This window comes from Teichococcus aestuarii, from assembly GCF_003116135.1.
GTDB lineage: Bacteria > Pseudomonadota > Alphaproteobacteria > Acetobacterales > Acetobacteraceae > Pseudoroseomonas > Pseudoroseomonas aestuarii.
In genome coordinates this window covers 361,450-383,267 of the sequence record NZ_PDOA01000003.1, presented here as the reverse complement: position 1 = coordinate 383,267, position 21,818 = coordinate 361,450, and the positions used below count along the sequence as shown (strand labels likewise).

At 72.1% G+C, this 21,818-nt stretch carries 19 protein-coding genes; 11 read left to right on the top strand and 8 right to left on the bottom strand.

Translation table 11 applies throughout. The annotated features are described in order from the left end of the window. The 8 genes from atpA (at position 1) to CR165_RS07230 (ending at position 8,245) form a co-directional block, all read left to right on the top strand. Complete coding sequence (gene atpA, locus CR165_RS07265; RefSeq protein ID WP_109516292.1) at positions 1–1,536, top strand: F0F1 ATP synthase subunit alpha; 1,536 nt, start codon at positions 1–3, stop codon at positions 1,534–1,536. Positions 1,537–1,557: 21 nt separating this feature from the next. Then, positions 1,558–2,439 (top strand): F0F1 ATP synthase subunit gamma, encoded by an 882-nt coding sequence (locus CR165_RS07260; RefSeq protein ID WP_109516291.1) that lies wholly within the window; start codon positions 1,558–1,560, stop codon positions 2,437–2,439. 14 nt (positions 2,440–2,453) lie between these two features. Continuing rightward, a complete protein-coding gene (gene atpD, locus CR165_RS07255; RefSeq protein WP_379633103.1) occupies positions 2,454–3,884 on the top strand; it encodes a F0F1 ATP synthase subunit beta in 1,431 nt (476 codons plus the stop codon). 22 nt (positions 3,885–3,906) lie between these two features. After that, positions 3,907–4,317 (top strand): ATP synthase F1 subunit epsilon, encoded by a 411-nt coding sequence (gene atpC, locus CR165_RS07250; RefSeq protein WP_109516289.1) that lies wholly within the window; start codon positions 3,907–3,909, stop codon positions 4,315–4,317. Positions 4,318–4,444: 127 nt separating this feature from the next. Next, complete coding sequence (locus CR165_RS07245) at positions 4,445–5,314, top strand: ferritin-like domain-containing protein (protein WP_109516288.1); 870 nt, start codon at positions 4,445–4,447, stop codon at positions 5,312–5,314. Positions 5,315–5,322: 8 nt separating this feature from the next. Then, positions 5,323–6,444 carry an endo-1,4-beta-xylanase gene (locus CR165_RS07240; RefSeq protein ID WP_109516415.1) on the top strand — a complete coding sequence of 374 codons (1,122 nt, stop codon included), beginning with the start codon at positions 5,323–5,325 and terminating at the stop codon, positions 6,442–6,444. Between the two features lie 81 nt (positions 6,445–6,525). Continuing rightward, entirely contained in the window at positions 6,526–7,584 is a 1,059-nt protein-coding gene (locus CR165_RS07235) for an alanine racemase (protein ID WP_109516287.1), read from the top strand. 196 nt (positions 7,585–7,780) lie between these two features. After that, a complete protein-coding gene (locus CR165_RS07230) occupies positions 7,781–8,245 on the top strand; it encodes a RidA family protein (RefSeq protein WP_109516286.1) in 465 nt (154 codons plus the stop codon). A 92-nt stretch (positions 8,246–8,337) separates the two neighbouring features. Here the strand turns inward: CR165_RS07230 and CR165_RS07225 are convergent, their stop codons facing one another. Both CR165_RS07225 and CR165_RS07220 read right to left on the bottom strand, forming a co-directional pair. Then, entirely contained in the window at positions 8,338–9,411 is a 1,074-nt protein-coding gene (locus CR165_RS07225; protein WP_109516285.1) for an aminotransferase class I/II-fold pyridoxal phosphate-dependent enzyme, read from the bottom strand. Between the two features lie 8 nt (positions 9,412–9,419). Further along, entirely contained in the window at positions 9,420–11,270 is a 1,851-nt protein-coding gene (locus CR165_RS07220; RefSeq protein ID WP_245906204.1) for a S9 family peptidase, read from the bottom strand. A gap of 54 nt (positions 11,271–11,324) precedes the next feature. On the opposite strand from CR165_RS07220, the gene thrC reads away from it, so the two are divergent. Further along, the gene (gene thrC, locus CR165_RS07215; protein WP_109516284.1) at positions 11,325–12,731 is read left to right on the top strand and encodes a threonine synthase; all 1,407 of its coding nucleotides are present in this window, start codon (positions 11,325–11,327) and stop codon (positions 12,729–12,731) included. A 63-nt stretch (positions 12,732–12,794) separates the two neighbouring features. Here the strand turns inward: thrC and CR165_RS07210 are convergent, their stop codons facing one another. Then, positions 12,795–13,244 (bottom strand): septal ring lytic transglycosylase RlpA family protein, encoded by a 450-nt coding sequence (locus tag CR165_RS07210; protein WP_245906202.1) that lies wholly within the window; start codon positions 13,242–13,244, stop codon positions 12,795–12,797. A gap of 125 nt (positions 13,245–13,369) precedes the next feature. Next, positions 13,370–13,828 (bottom strand): septal ring lytic transglycosylase RlpA family protein, encoded by a 459-nt coding sequence (locus CR165_RS07205; protein ID WP_245906200.1) that lies wholly within the window; start codon positions 13,826–13,828, stop codon positions 13,370–13,372. Between the two features lie 328 nt (positions 13,829–14,156). Here CR165_RS07205 and CR165_RS07200 point away from each other — a divergent pair, with 328 nt between their 5' ends. Further along, positions 14,157–15,422 carry a M16 family metallopeptidase gene (locus CR165_RS07200; protein ID WP_109516282.1) on the top strand — a complete coding sequence of 422 codons (1,266 nt, stop codon included), beginning with the start codon at positions 14,157–14,159 and terminating at the stop codon, positions 15,420–15,422. Next, on the top strand, positions 15,419–16,744 hold the full coding sequence (locus tag CR165_RS07195) for a TldD/PmbA family protein (RefSeq protein ID WP_109516281.1): 1,326 nt from the start codon (positions 15,419–15,421) through the stop codon (positions 16,742–16,744). Before CR165_RS07200 ends, CR165_RS07195 begins: the two co-directional genes overlap by 4 nt. A 39-nt stretch (positions 16,745–16,783) precedes the next feature. On the opposite strand, the gene CR165_RS07190 is transcribed toward CR165_RS07195, so the two are convergent. From CR165_RS07190 to CR165_RS07175, 4 genes are all read right to left on the bottom strand, one after another. After that, on the bottom strand, positions 16,784–18,463 hold the full coding sequence (locus CR165_RS07190; protein WP_109516280.1) for a methyl-accepting chemotaxis protein: 1,680 nt from the start codon (positions 18,461–18,463) through the stop codon (positions 16,784–16,786). 77 nt (positions 18,464–18,540) lie between these two features. Beyond that, positions 18,541–19,011, bottom strand: a complete 471-nt coding sequence (locus CR165_RS07185) for an RNA pyrophosphohydrolase (protein WP_109516279.1) — start codon at positions 19,009–19,011, stop codon at positions 18,541–18,543. Positions 19,012–19,024: 13 nt separating this feature from the next. Beyond that, positions 19,025–20,350, bottom strand: coding sequence for a divergent polysaccharide deacetylase family protein (locus tag CR165_RS07180; protein ID WP_146201846.1), 1,326 nt, complete (start codon positions 20,348–20,350; stop codon positions 19,025–19,027). 43 nt (positions 20,351–20,393) lie between these two features. Next, positions 20,394–21,791: a S41 family peptidase gene (locus CR165_RS07175; protein WP_109516277.1), complete on the bottom strand. Its 1,398-nt coding sequence runs from the start codon at positions 21,789–21,791 to the stop codon at positions 20,394–20,396. Positions 21,792–21,818: the final 27 nt, after the last annotated feature.

The following is a 21,818-nucleotide window of genomic DNA, read 5'->3' as shown; positions in this document are numbered from 1 at the left end:
ATGGAGATCCGTCCCGCCGAGATCTCGGAGATCCTGAAGCAGCAGATCGCCGGTTTCGACGCCGATGCGAATGTTGCCGAGGTCGGCACCGTGCTGACCGTGGGCGACGGCATTGCCCGCGTCTACGGCCTGCAGAATGTCATGGCCGGTGAGCTGGTGGAGTTCCCCTCCGCCGGCCTCAAGGGCATGGCGCTCAATCTCGAGACCGACAACGTCGGCGTCGTCATTTTCGGCAACGACCAGCAGATCCGCGAGGGCGACACCGTCTCCCGCACCGGTGACATCGTCGACGTGCCGGTCGGCCGCGGCCTGCTCGGCCGCGTGGTCGATGGCCTGGGCAACCCGATCGACGGCAAGGGTCCGCTGGTCGACGTGACCCGCGCCCTGGTCGAGGTGAAGGCGCCCGGCATCATCCCGCGCAAGTCGGTGCACGAGCCGATGCAGACGGGCGTGAAGGCGATCGACGCGCTGATCCCGATCGGCCGCGGCCAGCGCGAGCTGGTCATCGGCGACCGCCAGACCGGCAAGACCGCCGTCATCATCGACACCATCATCAACCAGAAGCAGATCAACGCTTCTGGCGATGAGTCGAAGAAGCTCTACTGCATCTACGTCGCCATCGGGCAGAAGCGCTCGACGGTGGCGCAGCTGGTCCGCACGCTGGAAGAGAACGGCGCGATGGAATACTCCATCGTCGTCGCCGCCACGGCGTCCGACCCGGCGCCGATGCAGTTCCTGGCGCCCTACACGGGCTGCGCCATGGGCGAGTTCTTCCGCGACAGCGGCAAGCACGCGGTCATCTTCTACGACGATCTGTCGAAGCAGGCCGTGGCCTACCGCCAGATGTCGCTGCTGCTGCGCCGCCCGCCGGGCCGCGAGGCCTATCCGGGCGACGTGTTCTACCTGCACTCGCGCCTGCTCGAGCGCGCGGCCAAGATGGGCGAGGCCGCCGGCCTCGGTTCGCTGACCGCGTTGCCGGTGATCGAGACGCAGGCGGGCGACGTCTCCGCCTACATCCCGACCAACGTGATCTCGATCACGGACGGGCAGATCTTCCTGGAGACCGAGCTGTTCTTCAAGGGCATCCGCCCCGCCGTGAACGTCGGCCTCTCGGTCTCCCGCGTCGGCTCCGCCGCCCAGATCAAGGCGATGAAGCAGGTCGCCGGCAAGATCAAGCTGGAGCTGGCGCAGTACCGCGAGATGGCGGCCTTCGCCCAGTTCGCCTCGGATCTCGACGCCTCCACCCAGGCCCTGTTGGCCCGTGGCGCGCGCCTGACCGAGCTGCTGAAGCAGCCGCAGTTCAAGCCGGTGCCCGTCGAGGAGCAGGTGATCTCGCTCTTCGCCGGCGTCCGCGGCTACCTGGACAAGATCCCGGTCGCCAAGGTCGGCGCCTTCGAGACGCAGCTGCTCTCCTCGATCAAGGCCAATGCGCCGGAGATCGTGGCCAGCATCCGCGACAAGAAGGAGATCACCAAGGAGAACGAGGCGAAGCTGGTGTCCTTCATGGACGACTTCGCCAAGTCCTTCGCGGTCTGAGATCGGGCCGGGGCAGACAGCATGGCCAACCTCAAGGAACTCCGGGGGCGCATCAACAGCGTCAAATCCACCCGGAAGATCACCCAGGCGATGAAGATGGTCGCGGCGGCGAAGCTCCGCCGCGCCCAGCAGCAGGCCGAGGCCGCCCGCCCCTATGCCGAGCGCATGGCCCGCATGCTGGGCGCGCTCGGGCAGGCGGTGGCCGGCAACCCGGACGCGCCGAAGCTCCTCGTGGGCACCGGCGCGGACCAGGTGCACCTGCTGGTCGTCGTCACCGGCGACCGCGGTCTGGCCGGCCCCTTCAACACCAATGTGAGCCGCTTCGCCCGCGCCCGGATCCGGGCGCTGGAGTCGGAAGGCAAGACGGTCAAGATCCTGACCGTCGGCCGCAAGGGCGCCTCCTACCTGAAGCGTGAATTCGCCTCCCGCGTGGTGGGCGAGGTCAGCTTCCAGGGCAAGAAGCGCGTCGGCTTCGAGGATGCGAACGAGATCGCCACCCGCGTCACCGCGATGCTGGAGGCGGGCGAGTTCGACGTCTGCACGCTCATCTACAACCGCTTCCGCAACGTGATCAGCCAGACCCCCACGGGCCAGCAGCTGATCCCGGCGGAGCTGCCGGAGGCCAAGGCCGAGGCGGGTGACGCGCAGGCGTGGTACGAGTACGAGCCGGACGAGGCGACCATCCTGGCGCAGCTGCTGCCGAAGAATCTGGCCATCCAGATCTACCGCGCGCTGCTGGAGAATTCCGCTGGCTTCTTCGGCAGCCAGATGAACGCCATGGACAACGCCACGCGCAACGCCGGCGACATGATCAACAAGCTGACCCTGACCTACAACCGTACGCGTCAGGCGAACATCACCCGCGAGCTGATCGAGATCATCTCGGGTGCGGAAGCCCTCTGAGGGGAATGACGGCCATGAAGAACAACGTTGGCAAGGTCACGCAGGTCCTGGGCGCTGTCGTGGACGTGCAGTTCCCCGCCGAACTGCCGAGCATGCAGAACGCCCTGAAGGTGATGATCGGCGACCGCACCCTGGTGCTGGAAGTCGCGCAGCACCTTGGTGAGCGCACCGTCCGCACCATCGCCATGGACACGACCGACGGCCTGGTCCGCGGCGCCGAGGTGGTGGACACGGGCGCCGGCATCTCCGTGCCGGTGGGCGAGGGCACCCTCGGCCGCATCCTGAACGTCATCGGCGAGCCGATCGACGAGCGCGGCCCGGTGGCCGCAACCAAGAGCTACACCATCCACCGCGATGCTCCCGCCTTCGAGGACCAGGCCACCTCGGCCGAGATCCTGGTGACGGGCATCAAGGTCGTCGACCTGATGTGCCCCTACCTGAAGGGCGGCAAGATCGGCCTGTTCGGCGGCGCCGGCGTCGGCAAGACGGTGACCATCCAGGAGCTGATCAACAACATCGCCAAGGGCCATGGCGGCGTGTCCGTGTTCGCCGGCGTTGGCGAGCGCACGCGCGAGGGCAACGATCTCTATCACGAGATGATCGATGCCGGCGTCATCAAGCTCGGCGAGAACGGCTCCACCGAGGGCTCCAAGGTGGCGCTGGTCTATGGCCAGATGAACGAGCCGCCGGGCGCCCGCGCCCGCGTCGCGCTCTCCGGCCTGTCCATGGCGGAGTATTTCCGCGATGAGCAGGGCCAGGACGTGCTGTTCTTTATCGACAACATCTTCCGCTTCACCCAGGCGGGCGCCGAGGTCTCGGCCCTGCTCGGCCGCATCCCCTCCGCGGTGGGCTACCAGCCGACGCTGGCCACCGACATGGGCGCCCTGCAGGAGCGGATCACCTCGACGAAGAAGGGCTCGATCACCTCGGTGCAGGCCATCTACGTGCCCGCCGACGACCTGACCGACCCGGCCCCCGCCGCCTCCTTCGCCCACCTCGACGCGACCACCGTGCTGTCGCGCTCGATCGCCGAGCAGGCCATCTTCCCGGCCGTGGACCCGCTGGACTCCACGAGCCGCGCGATGGACCCCCGCGTCATCGGCGACGAGCACTACAACACGGCCCGCGAGGTGCAGCGCATCCTGCAGACCTACAAGTCGCTGCAGGACATCATCGCCATCCTGGGCATGGATGAGCTGTCCGAGGACGACAAGCTGATCGTGGCGCGCGCGCGCAAGATCCAGCGCTTCCTCAGCCAGCCCTTCCACGTCGCTGAGGTCTTCACGGGCACGCCGGGCGTGTTCGTCAAGATCGAGGACACGGTCCGCTCCTTCGCCGCCATCTGCAAGGGCGAGTACGACCACCTCCCCGAGGCCGCCTTCTACATGGTCGGCACCATCGAGGACGCGGTGAAGAAGGCCGAGACCCTCAAGGCCGCGGCCTGAACCGGGCAGGGGGAGCTGATCCATGGCGACCTTCGACCTGGAACTGGTGAGCCCGGAGAAGCTCCTTCTCTCCCGCCCCGTCGAGATGGCCATCATCCCGGCGGCGGAGGGCGAGATGGGGGTGCTCCCCGGCATGGCGCCGATGATCGTGGCCCTCAAGGGCGGCGTCATCCGCGTGCAGGAGAACGGGCAGACCACCGAGAGGCTGTTCGTGCTCGGCGGCTTCGCCGAGATCACGCCGACCCGCGTCACGGTGCTGGCGGATGAGGCGACGCCCGTCGCCTCGCTCTCCCGCGCCGCCGCCGCCGCCCGCGTGAAGGAGGCCGAGGCCGCCTACGACGCGGCCGGCAGCGAGACGCCGGAGACGCGCGAGGCGGCGATGGACCGCCTGCTTGCCGCGCGCGAGATGGCCGCCGCGGCCGAGGCCGCTTGAGGCACCGCGCCACCGGTCCTGTCCGGGCTGTGACTTGATTCCCGACGCCGTTCGCAGATCATCCCTGCGGACGGCGTTTTTCTATGTCCCTGGGCTGGCGCGTGCCCCGGGCGGTGGGGGCAGCGGCATGAAGCACTGGCAGATCGCGCAGGTGGCCTGGAACCGGTTCGATCCGGCGCGGCTCGACGCCGGACTGATCCCTCTGGTGAAGGCGGCGGCGATGGTGGAGAAGAACGGCGTCGATTACGCCCTCTATCTCAACCGCGTCTTCCAGGACGACCCGGATTTCCGCCAGGCCGCCGACAACTGGGCGGTGGAGGAGGTGCAGCATGGCGACGCGCTGGGCCGCTGGGCCATGCTGGCCGACCCCGGCTGGAGCTTCGACGACGCCTTCGAGCGCTACCGCAACGGCTACCGGATCGACGTCAACGCCGATGCCTCCATCCGCGGCAGCCGCACCGGCGAGCTGATCGCCCGCTGCATGGTGGAGACAGGCACCTCCAGCTACTACACGGCCCTGGGCGAGGCGACGGAGGAGCCGGTGCTGAAGGAGATCTGCCGCCTCATCGCGGCGGACGAGTACCGCCACTTCAAGCTCTTCTACGACCACATGAAGCGCTACCTGGCGCGGGAACGGCTCTCCTTTCCGCAGCGCCTGCGCGTCGCCGCCGGCCGCATCGGCGAGTCGGAGGATGACGAGCTGGCCTATGCCTATCACTGCGGCAACGAGCCGGAAGGCGCGGCCTACGACCATGAACGGTGTATCGCCGGCTACATGGGGCGTGCCATGGGCTACTATCGCTACCGGCATATCGAGCGTGGCATGGGCATGGTTTTCAAATCGATCGGGCTGACGCCCCGGGGCCGCCTGGCGGGCCTCGCCGCGCAAGGGGCGTGGCGGCTGCTGCGCTGGCGGCACGGGCGCTACCAGCAATGGCTGGCGCGCTCCGATGCCACCAAGGGGAAGCTCGCCGCACGCAGCCCGGCCGCGGCTTGAGCATCGCCATGCTTCGCCGCCGCACCCTGCTGGCCGCCACGGCCGCCGGCACGCTGTCCCCCTCCCTGGGCCGGGCCCAGGCCGCGCCCGATCTCTCCGGCCAGCCCAGCCTGGGCGCCCTGGCGCGCAGCCAGGGCCTCACCTTCGGTGCCGCCGTGCAGGGCCAGCTCCTGGAGACCGACCCGGACTACCACCGCGCCTTCGAGACCGAGGCCGCCATCCTGGTGCCGGAATGGGAGGCCAAGTGGTCCGCCCTGCAGCCGCAGGAGGGCCGCTTCGACACCGCCCCGCTCGATTCCATCCTGCGCTGGGCGCAATCCCGCGCCCGCCCGGTGCGTGGCCATGCGCTGATCTGGCACAACGACCTGCCGGACTGGACCCGCGCCGCGCTGGGCGAGGGGCGGGACCGCGCCCTGGCCGTGATGGCCGCGCATTTCGACCGCGTCCTGTCCCATGCCCGCGGCCAGATCCGCGACTGGGATGTGGTCAACGAGCCGGTGGCCAACCCGCCCGGCAGCGACGTGCCCCAGGCCGGCCCCGGCGAGCTGCGCGACACGCCCTGGCTGCGCGCGCTGGGGCCCAACTACATCGACATCGCCTTCCGCATGGCGCGCGAGCGCGACCCCACCCTGCGGCTGACGCTGAACGAATACGGCATCGAGGAGGACACGCCCGACGCCACCGAGAAGCGCCGCCGCCTGCTGGCGCTGCTGCGCTCCCTCCTGGCGCGGGGCACGCCGCTGGATGCGGTGGGCATCCAGGCGCACCTGCAGATGGTCCGCCCCTTCCGCCCGGCGCCCTTCGCCGCCTTCCTGGCCGAGCTGCGGCAGATGGGCCTGGCCGTGCTGATCACCGAGCTGGATGTGCGGGAGGCGCCGAGCCCGCCACAGGACATGGGGGCGCGCGACGCGCTGGTGGCCGAGCGTGCCCATGCCTTCGTCGCCACGGCGCTGGAGGGCGGGGTGCGCACCATCCTCACCTGGGGCCTGTCCGACAAATACTCCTGGCTGGCCACCGAGCCCGCCGTGGCGCTGCGCGACGGCCGCACCCATCGCGGCCTGCCGCTCGACGCGGAATGGCGCCGCAAGGCGTTGTGGGAAGCCCTGGCCCGCGCCTTCCAGGGCCGCTGAACGGCGGCGAAGCCGCGCGAGGGGGCGACAGCGGCGCCGATCGGGTGTTTCCTGGCGGGTATGTCTCGCGCTGGAGCCCCGATGGATCTCGCCACCCTCGAAACCCCCGTCCCCGTCGTCGACCTCGCCGTGGTCGAGGCCAACCTGGCGCGGATGCAGGAATACTGCGACCGCCACGGCCTGGCCCTGCGGCCGCACATCAAGACGCACAAGATCCCGGCCCTGGCCCAGCGGCAGGTGGCGCTCGGCGCCCGCGGCATCACCTGCCAGAAGCTGGGCGAGGCCGAGGTGATGGCCGATGCCGGGCTGGACGACATCCTGATCTCCTACCCGCTGCTGGGGCAGGGCAAGGCCGCGCGCCTCGGCGCGCTGGCCGGCCGGGCGCGGATGCGCGTGGCGGTGGACAACCCGCTGGCCCTGCGCAACGCCGCCGAGGCCGCCGCCGCCGCGGGGGCCGAGATCGGCGTGCTGGTGGAGTTCGACAGCGGCGCCCGGCGCACCGGCGTCACCAGCGTGGAGGCGGCGCTGGAGCTGGCCCGCGCCGCCCGCGCCACCCCCGGCCTGCGCTTCGACGGGCTGATGACCTACCCCGTCTCCGCGGCCAGCGCCGTGTTCCTGGAGGCCATCCTGCCGCGGCTGCGGGCGGAGGGGCTGGAGCCCGCCATCCTCTCCGGCGGCGGCACGCCAGATGCCTTCCGCACCCATGAGCTGGCGCCGGTCAACGAGCTGCGCGTCGGCACCTACATCTACAACGACCGGATGATGGTGGCGGCGGGCCATGCCGGCTGGGCCGATTGCGCCCTGCACCTGCATGTCACGGTCATCAGCCGCCCCACGGCGGAGCGGGGCATCATCGACGCCGGCACCAAGAGCTTCGCGGCCGACCCGATGCCGGGGGGCGCGGAACTCGGCCACGGCTACTTCCCCGACTACCCGGAGGCGCGGCTGGAGCGGCTGAGCGAGGAGCACGGCATGCTCGACCTCTCCGCCTGCGCCCGGAAGCCGGAGCTGGGCGAGCGGCTGCGCGTGGTGCCCAACCATGTCTGCCCCGTCAGCAACCTGCACGACCGGATCGCCTTCGTGCGCGGGGGGGAGTTCCTGGGGTTCCAGGATGTCGCGGCGCGGGGGAAGACCCTTTGAGAGCGCGGCCCGCAGCGCGGGACGAGCGCCCGAACGGGCGCCGCCGCCTGTGCGGCGGAGCCAAGCCGGCGGATGCCGGCGCCGGCGTTTGAGGGCGGCTGTGCGTCAGCACAGGCGCAACTGAAAAGACCCCGGGGAGAAGGGATTCTCCCCGGAGCCCCTCTTCTTTTCTTCTTTCAAGTCAAAGGAGCAACGCATGACCGAGACCGCCGAGCAACGCCTGGAGGCGCTGGGGCACAGCCTGCCGAAGGTGGGCAAGCCGCTGTTCAGCTACGTGCCGTTCCGCCGCGTGGGCGATGTCGCCTACCTCTCGGGGCAGGTGCCCCGGCTGGCCGATGGCTCCGTCATCCAGGGCAAGGTGGGCGCCGAGATGGGGGTGGAGGAGGCGCGCAGGGCGGCCGAGCTCTGCGCGCTGCATCTCCTGGCCGTGGCGCGCGAGGCCGCGGGCTCGCTGGAGCGGGTGGAGTTCCTCAAGGTGTTCGGCATGGTCAACGCCACGCCGGAATTCGGCGAGCAGCCCAAGGTGATCGACGCCTGCTCGCAGCTCCTCGCCGCCGTGCTGGGCGAGCGTGGCCACCATGCCCGCTCGGCCGTCGGCATGGGCTCGCTGCCCTCCAACGTGCCGGTCGAGATCGAGGCCGTCATCCGCATCCTGCCGTGAGAGGAGGATTGGAGGGAGGAACCTTCTTTTTCTGAAGAAAAAGAAGCAAAAAGACTTTCCGGGTTTGGCGTCACGCTCCCGGCCAGCGGCCGCTAAGTGAGTACGCGGGCAAGCCGGCCCAGCCCCTCCGCCAGCCTTGCCCGTTCCGCCTCGCCGCCCAGCGAGAGGCGGAAGAAGGGCGCCTCGCCCCCGGCATGGCGGAAGGGCGTGGCGGGGGCGAGCGAGACCTCCGCCGCCCGCGCCCGCGCCAGGAAATCCGCCTCCGCCTCGCCGGCGGGGCGGTGCATCCAGATGTGCCAGGAATCGCCGGGCTCGGTGGCGAAGCGCGCCGTGCCCAGAATCTCCCGCGCCAGGGCACGGCGCGCGGCGCCCTCGGCGCGCTTCTCCGCCACCAGCCGGGCGGCGGTGCCGTCCTCCGCCAGCCGCGCCGTGGCGGCGGCGATCACCGGGTTGGCCGTCAGGCCGCGGATGCGGATCTGCTCCGCCGCCACCTCGGCCAGCGCCGCGGGCGCCGACACCGCCCCCAGCCGCAGCGAGAGCGAGACCATCTTGGACAGGCTCCACATGCCGAAGACCCGCTCCGGCAGCAGGCTGGCGAGGCTGGGCGGCCGTAGCTCGGGCGCGGCGAGGAAGGCATAGGCCTCGTCCTCCACCACCCAGAGGTCGTGCCGCGCCACGATCGCGGCCAGCGCCGCCAGCCGCGCCGCGCTGTAGGTGAGGCCGAGCGGGTTGTGCACCACCGGCATCACATAGAGCACGCCGGGTGGCTCGGGGCTGGCCAGGGCCTGTTCCAGCGCGGCGAGGTCCATGCCTTCGGCATCCATCGGCAGGCCGAGGGTCGGCACGCCTTCCAGCGCCAGGAAGTGCCGCGCCATGGGGAAGGTGTGCGCCTCCATGGCGATGCGCCGCCGCCCCGGCCCGGCCGCCGCCAGCGCCGCCGCGAAGGCCACGCTCAGCGCCGACTGCCCGCCGCAGGTCAGCGCCAGCGCCTGCCCCGGCGCCAGCCCGAGCAGCGGCGCGATGGCCCGGCGTGCCGCCTCCGCCCCCTGGGGCGGGCCATAGGCGGCAGGCAGGGGAGCGCCGCCCTCCAGCAGGCCGCGCAGCGCGCCGGAGACCGCCGCCTCCTGCGCCGGGATGGCGGGGTAGTTCACCCAGAGATCGTACATGCCCGCCCTCAGCCCTTCAGGTGCCGCGCCAGGAAGGCCAGCACGGCCCGATAGACCCTCCGCCGGTTGTCGCGCTTGGTGAAGCCGTGCCCCTCATCGGGGAAGGTGAGGTATTCCACCGGCACGCCGCGCCGCTCCAGCGCCGCCACGATCTGCGCGCTCTCCTGCGGCGGCACGCGCGGGTCGGTCATCCCCTGCGCCACCAGCAGCGGGCAGGCGATCCGCTCCGCCCGCAGCAGCGGCGAGAGGCGCTCCAGCAATTCGGCGTCCCGCACCGGGTCGCCATATTCGGCGGCGCGGTGGCCGATGCGCCAGGGGCCGGTGCGCTCGAAAAAGGTCTTCCAGCGGGCGATGCCGTAGAAATCCACGCCGCAGGCCCAGAGCGCCGGGTATTCGGTGGTGGCGGCCAGCACCATCCAGCCGCCATAGCTCTGCCCCATGATGCCGATGCGCGCCCCATCCACCCCTGGCCGGGCGGCGAGGAAGGCATGGGCGGCGGCGAGGTCCGCCACGCTGTCCAGCCGCTTCTCCCGGTCGTCCAGCGCGGCGTAGTCGCGGCCATAGCCGGTGGAGCCGCGCACATTCGGCACCAGGACGCCGATGCCCATGGCCAGCACCGCCTGCAGGTCGGGCCGCCAATTGGGCAGCGCCTGCGCCGCCGGGCCGCCATGCACCCAGACCAGCATGGGCCAGCCGGAGGCCGGCGCTTCGCCTTCCGGCAGGGCCAGGAAGGCGGGAATCTCCCGCCCGTCATGGGTGGGGTAGGTGATGCTTTCCCATTGCCGCAGCCCGCGCGGGACGTCGGCCGGGAACAGCGGCTCGCTCTCCGCCCGGTCCGGCCAGGCGCGGTGCAGCCCGGCGGGAAAGGCGAATCCCGCCAGGTCGAAGGCCACATGGCTGCCATCCGGCGCCCAGCTGACCTTGGTGATGACGCCGCGCGGGTGCCAGGGCGCGGCCCGCACCGCGCCGCTGGCCGCATCCAGGAAGCGCAGGCGGGAGTAGCCGCCCTCGTTCACCACCACCGCCAGCAGCGACTCGTCCGGCGAGAGCTGAAGCACCTCCACGTCATGCGGCGGGGCGTAGAGGAAGCGCGGCGCCGCCCCGGGCTCCTGGAAGGCCACGCCCAGGAAATCCTGCCCTCGGTCGGTCAGCAGCCAGAAGCCGCCGCCACCGGCCTTGCCGCGCGGCGCCTGGTGGCGCCAGTCGCCCTCATGCGGGGTGAGGGGGGTGCGGGCACCATCGGCCAGGGCCACGCGGTCGAGGCTGGATTCGAAGGTGCGGGGGGCGGTGGCCAGCAGCAGCGCGTCGCCCTCCGGCGCCCAGGCGGGCAGTTCGTGCGGGCCTTCCACCTCGGCCACGCAGCGGGCCGCGCCGGTGGCGAGCTCCATCACCCAGGCATCGGTGTGCGCCGGGTCGCGCGCATTGGCGGTGTAGGCGATGCGCCGGCCGTCGGGCGAGACGGCGCCCCAGCCATGGATCACCTCCGGCGCCTCGGTCAGCGCGCGGGCCTCGCCCTCGGGCGGCAGGTGGTGCAGCTGCACCCGCTCGTCGCCGGCGCCGTCGCGGCCGAACACGGCGCCGCCATCCGGCAGGCCGGCGACGTGCGAGACGGCGTCGCGGTGGCGGGTGCGCGGCCGGGGCGCGCCGCCGCCGGCCGGGATCTCCCAGACCTGCGCGGAGCCTTCCGCGTCGTGCAGGAAGTAGAGCCGGCCATCCCCGGCATGGGTGGGGGCGCTGGCGGCGGGGGTGGCGAGCAGCCGCTCGAGCAGGGCGGCGGCATCGGCGGGCGCGGCATCGGAGGACATGGGCGCCACGGTGAACCCGATCGGCCCGCGCGCCAAGGCGGTGGAGCGCGGCAAATGCGCGCAACCGGCATGGCCGGATGCCGCGCCAGGGCCTAATCTGCCCGCATCATGCGCTATGTCTCGACCCGGGGCGCCGCCCCCGCCCGCGATTTCGAAGGCGTCCTCCTGGCCGGGCTGGCCGAGGATGGCGGCCTGTTCATGCCGGAAACCTGGCCGCTGCTCTCGGCCGCCGAATGGCGCGGCCTGCGCGGCCTGCCCTATCCGGAACTGGCCGCGCACCTCATGGCGCGCTTCACCGGCGGCACGCCGGACGAGGCCACGCTGCTGCGCATGGCCCACGCCGCCTATGGCGGGTTCGGCCATGCCGCCACGGCGCCGCTGGTGCAGGTGGAGCCGGGGATCTTCTCGCTGGAGCTGTTCCACGGGCCGACGCTGGCCTTCAAGGACATGGCGATGCAGCTGCTCGGGCAGCTCTTCGACCATGCGCTGGCGAAGCGCGGCGAGCGTGTCACCATCGTCGGCGCCACCTCGGGCGACACCGGCTCCGCCGCCATCGAGGCCTGCCGCGACCGCGCCGCGATCGACGTGGTGATCCTGCACCCCGAGGGCCGCACCTCCGAGGTGCAGCGCCGGCAGATGACCACGGTGCTCTCGCCCAACATCCACAACATCGCCGTCCAGGGCAGCTTCGACGACTGCCAGGACCTGGTGAAGGCGATGTTCAACGACGCGCCCTTCCGCCAGGAGATGCGCCTCTCGGCGGTGAACTCGATCAACTGGGCGCGCATCGCGGCGCAGGTGCCCTACTACGCCTATGCCGCGCTGGCGCTGGGCGCACCGGATCGCCCGGTGGCCGTCTCCGTCCCCACCGGCAATTTCGGCAATGTGCTGGCCGCCTGGGTGGCGCGCCGCATGGGTCTGCCGATCGAGCGGCTGATCATCGGCGCCAACCGCAACGACATCCTGGCCCGCTTCCTCGCCGCCAACGACATGTCGGTGCAGGGGGTCGCGCCCTCGTTCTCGCCGAGCATGGACATCCAGGTCTCATCGAATTTCGAGCGGCTGCTGTTCGAGCTGCTGGGGCGGGATGCGGCGGCCACCGCCACGACCATGCAGCGCTTCCGCGCCGAGGGCCGCATGCCGGTGCCCGACTCCGCCTGGAAGAAGGCGACCGCCCTGTTCCACGGCCACACCCTCTCCGACGAGGGGACACTCGAAGAAATCCGTCGCCTGTGGCGGGAGAGCGCCTATCTGGCCGATCCGCACACCGCCATCGGCATGGCGGCGGCGCGGGCGCACCGGCCGGAGGACAAGGGCATCCCGGTGATCGTGGCGGCCACGGCGCATCCGGCCAAGTTCCCGGACGCGGTGGAGAAGGCCACCGGCTTCCGCCCGCCGCTGCCGGCCCGGCTGGCCGATCTCTACGAGCGGGAGGAGCGGTTCATCGCGATGCCGAACGACCTGGAGAGCATCGAGGCGGCCGTGCGCGGCCATGCGCGGCGCAACGCCGCCTGAGGTGGTGAAGGGTTGGGAGAGGGCACCGTGCCGTCTCCCGCCTGACCGAGAGCCGGGGCCGGTTCAGCCCGGGTTGTTGGGGATGCTGATCGGCACCACCTCGACCATCACCACCCCTTCCTCGCGCATGCCGAGCTGCGTGGCGATACGCGGGCTGACATCGATCACCCGCCCGCCCTTGAACGGCCCGCGGTCCTGGATGGTGACGACGGCGCTGCGGCCGTTCTCCAGGTTCTTGACCCGCGCCTGGGTGCCGAGCGGCAAAGTGCGGCTGGCCGCCGCGTTGGAGTTGCGGTTGAAGCGGCGGCCATTGGCCATGCGCTTGCCGTGGAAATGGTTGGCGTAATAGGAGGCCCGTCCGCGCTGCACCCGGTGCGCGGCACGCGGGGCGGGCTTGCTCGCGGTGGCGCTGCGGGCGGTGGTCTCCCGCTTCATCTCGCGGCTTTCCACGGGGGAGAGAACGGCCGTCAGGCCAAGGGCGGCACAGATCGCGGCCAGCTTGAGTCCTCGCATGATGGATGGCCCTCCTTGTCTTGCGATGGGCCAGGTGGCGGCATGGCCGCACATGGCCCGGTTCATCCTAGGTGGGGTGCCCGCCGCTCCGGGCAATGCGGCCAGCCCGGCGGCGAGCGGTTCCGTCAATCCTTCCCCTGGCCGGGGAGGGGCCGCACTTCCACGGGCGCGGTGCCATCCTCCATCATGTCCAGCTTGCGGGCGGTGCTCTTGCTCAGGTCGATCACCCGGCCGCGCGCATAGGGTCCCCGGTCCTCGATGGTCACCTCGGCGGTCCGGCCATCCTCCAGGTTCCGCACCTGCGCCCGGGTGCCGAGGGGCAGGGTGCGGCTGGCGGCGGAATCCGATTCCTGCCGGAAGGTCTCCCCATTGGCCATTTCCCGCCCATGGAAGCGGTCATGGTAGAAGGAGGCCTCGCCACGATGCGGGCGCGCATTCTCCTCACGCACCGGCAAGACCATGCCGCCCGTTGTGGCCGCCGCCGCGAGGGGCGCGGCGCTGCGGGCCTGGGCAGGGGGCGTCGCGAGCAGGGCACCCGCCAGCAGGGCGGGCAGGCAGGACAGGGCCAGGGGCAGGCCACGCATGGATCGTGTTCCTCGTCAGTTTCCAGGGGGCAGGGCCCTGGCGGACGCCGCGCGCGGCGTCCGCCAGGGCCTTACAGAACCTTAACGAAGCAGGGGCCGGGACGTTGTGCCGCCACACCGCCCCGTGAACAGGCGCGGCCATGTGTCCAGGGCCGGTGCCGGGCCGTGCCCGGCATCAGGACCAGCGCCGGGCCTTGCCCGGCATGCGGCGCAGGCATGGCGGCGGCCGGGGTCGCACGCGGCGCATTTCGACACTACATTCGGAATCAAATGGGTTTCCGCCCGCCATCCCCCTCTCCGCGCGGGCCGATCACAGGAATGCTTGCTCATGACTGAAGCGGTGCGGCTGACGCGCCTTGCCAACGGGCTGACCATTGTCTCCGAGGCCATGCCACGGGTCGAGACCGTGTCGATCGGCGCCTATGTCCATGCCGGCACGCGGGACGAGACGGGCGCCGAGAACGGCGCCTCCCACTTCCTGGAGCACATGGCCTTCAAGGGCACCGAGAAGCGCGACGCCGCTTCCATCGCGCGCGAGATCGAGAATGTCGGCGGCCACCTGAACGCCTACACGGCGCGCGAGCAGACCGCCTACTACGCCAAGGTGCTGAAGGAGGACATGCCGCTCGCCGCCGACATCATCGGCGACATCCTGACGCACTCCACCTTCATCCCCGAGGAGATGGAGCGCGAGCGCGGCGTCATCCTCCAGGAGATCGGCCAGGCGAACGACACGCCGGACGACATCATCTTCGACCACTTCCAATCCACCGCCTTTCCCGACCAACCGATGGGCCGCCCGACGCTCGGCACCGAGGAGAGCATCGCCGCCATGGGGCGCGAGGTGCTGACCGGCTACATGCGCCGCCACTACGGCCCCAGCCGCATGGTGGTGGCCGCCGCCGGCGCGCTGGAGCACGAGCATCTGGTCGGGCTGGTGGAGCGCCACTTCGCCGACCTGCCGGTGGTCAGCCCCACCCCCTCGGAGGTGGCGCGCTACGGCGGCGGCGAGTTCCGCGAGGAGCGGGAGCTGGACCAGGTGCATGTGGTGCTGGGCTTCGAGGGCCCGGCGGTGGCCACGCCGATGCACTACCCCACCATGCTGCTTTCCACCCTGCTCGGCGGCGGCATGTCCTCCCGCCTGTTCCAGGAGATCCGCGAGAAGCGCGGGCTGGTCTATTCCATCTACTCCTTCGCCCAGCCCTTCCGCGACGGTGGCCTCTTCGCCATCTACGCCGGCACGGGCGAGGCGCAGGCGGCCGAGCTGGTGCCGGTGGCGCTGGAGGAACTGCGGCGCGTGCAGCACGACGTGACGGAGGAGGAGCTGGCCCGCGCCAAGGCGCAGCTGCGCGCCTCGGTGCTGATGTCGCTTGAATCCACCGGCAGCCGCTGCGAGCAGCTGGCGCGGCAGATCCAGGTGCATGGCCGCCTCATCCCCGTCGAGGAGACCAAGGCGAAGATCGCCGCCGTCACGGTGGAGCAGGTGCAGCAGGCGGCGGCGATGATCTTCCGCTCACGCCCGACGCTGGCCGCCCTCGGCCCCGCCGGCAAGGTGCCGGGCCTGCCCGCCATCGTGGAGAAGCTCGCCGCATGAACCGGCTGGAGCACCTGGAATCCCTCGTCGCCGCCGCCCGCGCGGCGGGGGCGGATGCGGCGGATGCGCTGATGATCGTGGGCACCGCGCTCTCGGTGCACCGGCGCCTGGGCAAGCTGGAGCATCTGGAGCGCTCCGAGGGGCTGGATCTCGGGCTGCGCGTGCTGGTCGGCCAGCGGCAGGCCATCGTCTCCGCCACCGATGCCGAGCCGCGCGGCTTCCAGGCGCTGGCCGAGCGCGCCGTTGCCATGGCCCGCGCCGTGCCACCGGACCGCTTCTCCGGCCTCGGCGAGCCGCACTCGGTGCCGGCGCTGGACCTGGCGCTGAACGACAGCGCCGAGCCGGATGCCGAGGCGCTGATCGCCCGCGCCGCCCTGGCGGAGGACGCGGCGCTGGCGGTGCCCGGCGTCACCAACAGCGAGGGTGCCGAGGCCGGCTTCGCCCGCACCGAGGTGGCGCTGTTCAGCTCCGCCGGCTTCGCGGGCGAATATGGGCGCAGCGGCCATTCCATCTCGGTGACGGCGGTGGCCGGCCAGGGCACCGGCATGGAGCGCGACTACGACTACAGCAGCGCCGTCCATCTCGCCGACCTGGAGGACCCCGCCGCCCTGGGCCGCGCCGCGGCCGAGCGCGCCGTGCGCCGCCTGAACCCCATCCGCATGAAGACCGGCCGCCGCCCCGTGGTCTATGACCCGCGCGTGGCCGGCTCACTCGCCGGGCATCTGGCGGCGGCGCTGAATGGGGCGGCGGTGGCGCGCGGCACCTCCTTCCTGCGCGACCGCATGGGCCAGGCGGTGCTGAGCCCCGGCCTCAGCCTGCGCGACGACCCGCTGCGCCCCCGCGGCCTGCGCTCCCGCCCCTTCGACGGCGAGGGGATGCCCGGCGCGCCGCTGGCGCTGGTGGAGGATGGCGTGCTGCGCTCCTGGGTGCTGGACTGGCGCAGCGCGCGGCAGCTCGGCCTGCGTTCCACCGGCCATGCCAGCCGTGGCATCTCCAGCCCCCCGGCGCCCGCCACCACCAACCTGTGGCTGGAAGGCGGCAGCGGCACGCCGGAGGCGCTGATGGCCGATATCGGCGAGGGCCTTTACGTCACGGAGATGATCGGCTCCGGCGTGAACGGCGTGACGGGCGACTACAGCCGCGGCGCCGCCGGCTTCGTGATCCGCGACGGCCAGCTGGCCGAGGCGGTGAGCGGCATCACGGTGGCCGGCAATCTGAAGGACATGTTCCTCAACATGCGGGCCGCCGGCGACCTGCGCTTCCGCCGCGGCACCGATGCTCCGACCCTGCGCGTCGATGGGCTGACCATCGCCGGCAGCTGAGCCGCCGGCGCAGGCAGCCGCGGCCGCCTGCGCCGATGCTCAGGCGGCGCGCACCTGGGTGATGAACTGCCCCACCTCGGACCGGAGCCGCTCCGACTGGCGGGACAGCTCGCCCGAGGCCTGCAGCACCTGGCGGGCCGAGGCGCCGGTCATCTCGGCGCCCTGATTCACCTCGGCGATGCTGCCGCTGACGCTGTCCGTGGCCTGCGCGGTGCGGGTGACGCTGCTGGCGATCTCGCGCGTCGCCAGCCCCTGTTCGTCGATGGCGGCGGCGATGGTGGAGGTGATGTCGCTGATCGAGCCGATCGTGCCGGTGATCGCCTGGATATCGACCACAGCCTGCTGCGTGGCGCTCTGGATCTGCGTGATCTGACTGCGGATCTCATCCGTGGCCCTGGCGGTCTGGCTCGCCAGGTTCTTCACCTCGCTGGCCACCACGGCGAAGCCCTTGCCGGCTTCTCCCGCCCGCGCCGCCTCGATGGTCGCGTTCAGCGCCAGCAGGTTGGTCTGCCCGGCGATGGTGTTGATCAGCCCCACCACCTCGCCGATGCGCGCCGCGCTCTCGGCCAGGGCGCGCACCGTGTCGTCGGTGCGCTGCGCGTCGCTCACCGCCCGCGCCGTCACGGCGGTGGCCTGCGCCACCTGGCGGCTGATCTCGCCGATCGAGGCGGTCAGCTCCTCGGTGGCGGAGGCGACGGTCTGCACCCCCTGGCCGGCCTCCTGCGAGGAGGAGAGCACGCGCTCCACCTGCTGGCCCGTCTCGCTGGCGGTGCCGGCCATGGATTGCGCGGTGGCTTCCAGCTGGGTCGAGGCGGCGGCGAGCATATCCACCATGTCGCCCACCTTGCCCTCGAACCGCGCCATCAGCGCCGTGAGCTGGGTGGCGCGCTGTTCCTTCGCCTGCCGCTCCGCCTCCTGCGCGGCGGCCAGCGCGTCGGCCTCGCGCAGGCCGCGGCGGCATTCCTCCAGAGCCTTCGCCATCTCGCCGATCTCGTCCTGGCGGTCGCGCTCGGCCAGCGTGAAATCGTAGTCCCGCCGCGCCACCTTGCGCAGCGCGCCGGAGAGCCGCACCACCGCCCGGCCCAGGTTGCGGTCCATCCACAGCGCCATGCCGAGGCCGGCCAGCAGCGCCAGCGTGGCGGTGGTGAAGATGCCCGTCATGGCCATGCCATAGGCTTCCTCGGCCATGGTGCTGGCGGCCATGAAGCCGGCGCGGTTGAGCTTCAGCATCTCGTCCAGCGTGCCGAAGGCGACGCGGATGGCGCGGGCGGATTCGTTGTTGAACAAGCTTTGCGCCGCGGCCTCGTCCTTCCGCAGGAGATCGTCGTTGATCGCGTTGTAGGCGCGGTACTCGGTCAGGAAGCGGTCATACAGCGCCCGTTCCTGCGGGCCCGAGATCATCGGCGGATAGGCGTCGATCTGCCGCCGCACCTCCCGCACCATGGAGTCGAACTCGGCCTGCACCTGCGGCCGCTCGCGCGCATCCCGGGTGGCGAGCAGGCGGGAGAGGCGGATGCGCTCCCGCGCCAGGCCGTATTGCAGTTCGCCCAGGGCCCGCACCGAGGGCATCCAGTTGTCCCGCATCTCGATCATGTCATGGTTGATGGTGCGGAGCTGGGCCGCGCCGTAGAGCCCGTTGCCGATGAAGAACATCAGCAGCACGCCGAAGGAGAGCAGCACCTTGCCGCGGATGCTCAACCGGTTGAGGAAATTTGCCATGACGCCCACTGCCGTTTCCAGCGGCAGTGGACAGCCGGTTTCCTTACCGGGCGCCTAATGTTGCCGGGCCGGTGGTGTCACAGCCCCGCGAGATGCGAGAATTCCCGGACCAGCCGCTCATAGACCGGCCGCCGGAACGGCACCACCAGCGCCGGCAGCGCCGCCAGCGCCTCCCACCGCCAGGCGTTGAACTCGGGATGCGGGTCGAGGTCGAGGCGGATCTCCTCGTCCCGCCCCAGGAAGCGCAGGGCGAACCATTTCTGCATCTGGCCCCGGTAGCGGCCGCCCAGCGCCTTGCCCACCAGCTCCGCCGGCAGGTCATAGCGCAGCCATTCGGGCACCTCGCCGATGATCTCGGCCCGCGCGGTGCCGATCTCTTCGGCCAGCTCCCGCAGCACGGCGTCCCGCGGCTCCTCTCCCTCGTCCAGCCCGCCCTGGGGAAGCTGCCAGGCATCCTGCGCCACGTCGGCGCGCCGGGCGATCAGCACCTGGCCGGCATGGTTGAACAGGGCGGCGCCGACATTGCGGCGGTAGGGCAGCTCGGCCATGGCGGATCGGTCTCTAGCGGGAAGCGGAAGGGATCGGCGTGTTGTCGGGCGCGTGCAGCACGGCACTGGCGGGCGCCAGCACCAGGCCGCGCGCCTCCAGCCCGGCCGCCCAGGCGGCGATGCGGTCCACCAGCAGCGGCGTCGGCTCGGCGGCCAGGCCGACCGCCCGCCCGTGCCGCTGCGCCAGGCTCTCCAGCTGGGACAGGCGGTGCTCCACCTCGCCACGGGTCGGCAACTCGTCCAGCAGCAGGTCGGCGGCGGCGTGCCAAGCCAGGGCGGTGGCGCCGGGGCGGGGGTCCACATAATAGAGCCCGCGCGCGCGCACCTCCTCCTGCACCACGGCCAGCGCCTCGGGGCTGGCCAGGAAGCGCTCCCCGCGCTGCGCGCCCAGCGCGCCGACGACGCCGGCATAGCCGGCGAAGCGGCCCATGGCGCGGTGCAGCCGCTCCAAATTCTCGCCCGGCGGCAGGCTGGCGCGCAGCAGGTGCCCGGCCGGCAGGTCGCCGGGCGATTCCAGCGGCAGCGCCAGCACCACCTCCATGCCGCGCCGCCGCGCCGGCTCCAGCAGCAGGTCCGGGCGCAGCGCCAGGGGGCTGATGGCGAGGGTGGCGGCGGGCGGCAGGCGGCGCAGCGCCTCCTCGGCGCGCAGCCCCGCGCCGCCGAAGCCGCCGATCACCAGGGCGATGCGCGGCCTGGCATCCGCTGCGTCGAAGGGGCGGGCATAGGCGGTGCGGGGTTCGGCGCCACCCGGGCCGATGCGCGGCAGCGGGCCGTGCGGGCTCTCCTCCAGCAAGGCGGGGCGGGGCGCGGCGATGACGGGGCCGCCGCGCCCCGCCAGCCCGGGCTCGGGCAGGGGCGGCGGGGGCGGCGCCTCGGGCGGCGGCGCCGGCTCGGGCAGGGCGGCGGGGGGCGGCAGCGGCGCGGCGAGCACGCCGCCCTGTGGCGCCGGAAGCGGCGTGCCGGCCAGGGGAGGCTCGGGCAGCGGCGGCGCGGGGAGGGGCAGGGCGGCGGCCAGTTCCTCACGTCCCGGCGATGCGGGGGAGGGGGCGCCGGCCCGCGCCGCGGCGGCCGGCAGCGGGGCCGCGTCCGGCCCGGCTGCAAGGGAACCGGCCGCAGGGGAAACGGCCCTGGGGGAACCGGCCTCAGGGGAAGGGGCCGCAGGGGAACCGGCCGCCCGCGCCGCCGGCGCGGCAGCGCGGGGCGCAGGCTGCGGCGAGGCGAGCCGGGCGGGCCCTTCCGGCGCGCCGAGCCAGTGGAGCACCCCCACCGTCCCGATGCCGCCGGCCAGGACCACGGCCCAGAACACCCCCAGCGCCCGCCAGGCGGCCCGAGCGTCCATGCCGCTCATCCCCCGCTCATCTTACCCCGCGGGCGCGCGGCGTTCAGCGCGCGGCGCGGCGCTGCGGCTCGGCCGCAGACCAGGCGCGCAGCAGCGACACGGCCTGCTGCAGCTGGAAGTCGGTCTCCGGCTTGGTCGGGTCGAAGGCCGGCGCGCCCTCGGGCGGCATGCGCTGCACCTTGTCCAGCACCCCGGCCGGCAGGTTCAGCGGCGGCAGCGGCGCGCTCTCGTGCGTGGCGTTGTCGTTGCGCAGCGCGCGGCGCAGATCGGCCTCGCGGTCGCGCAGCGGGGCGTTGCCTTCCTCGCGGGTCGCCAGCACCTCGACATCCGGGCTGATGCCCAGCGCCTGGATGGAGCGGCCGGAGGGGGTGTAGTAGCGCGCCGTGGTCAGGCGGATGGCGCCGTTGCCGGGGATCGGCATGACGGTCTGCACGCTGCCCTTGCCGAAGGACTTGGTGCCGAGCACCACGCCGCGGCGGTGGTCCTGCAGGGCGCCGGCGACGATCTCGCTGGCCGAGGCGGAGCCGCCATTGACCAGCACCACCACCCGCAGCCCCTCGGTGATGTCGCCGGGCTTGGCGTTCCAGCGCTGCGCGTCGTCCGGGCGGCGGGCGCGGGTGGAGACGATCTCGCCCTGCTCCAGGAAGTCGTCCGAGACCTGCACCGCCTGGTCCAGCAGCCCGCCCGGGTTGTTGCGCAGGTCGAGGATCAGCCCCTTGAGGTTGCCGCCCGCCTGTGAGCGCATCGTGCTCACGGCGCGGCGCAGGGCGCTCTCCGTCTGCTCGTTGAAGGAGGAGAGACGGACATAGCCGATGTCGTTGCCTTCCAGCCGGAAGCGCGCCACCTGCGGGCGGATCACGTCGCGGGTCAGGGAAAGCTCGATCGGCGTCTCGGTGCCGGGGCGGCGGATGGTCAGCTTGATGCTGCTGCCGCGCTCGCCGCGCATCTTCTCGACCGATTCCTGCAGCGTCAGGCCCTGCACGGATTCGCCGTTGAGATGGGTGATGAGATCGCCCGGCTTGACGCCCGCCTTGGCCGCCGGCGTGTCGTCGATCGGGCTGATCACCTTCACATAGCCGCCTTCCTGGCTGACCTCGATGCCGAGGCCGCCGAACTCGCCGCGGGTCTGCACCTGCATGTCGCGGAAGGAGCGGGCGTTCATGTAGCTGCTGTGCGGGTCGAGCCCCTGCAGCATGCCGTTGATGGCCGCCTCGATGACCTCGCGGTCCTTCACCGGCTCGACATATTCGGCGCGGACGCGCTCGAACACGTCGCCGAACAGGTTCAGCAGGCGATAGGTCTCGGCGCGGTTGCCGGCCTCCTGGGCGAAGGCGGACATCACGGGCGGCGCCACCACCGGCCCCAGCACGGCGCCGGCGGTGAACGCCGCCGCCACCACCCCGACCATGCGCATTCCAGGCTTCATGCGGCGACCCCTCATGCCGGTCAACGATCCTTTCGCCGTGGC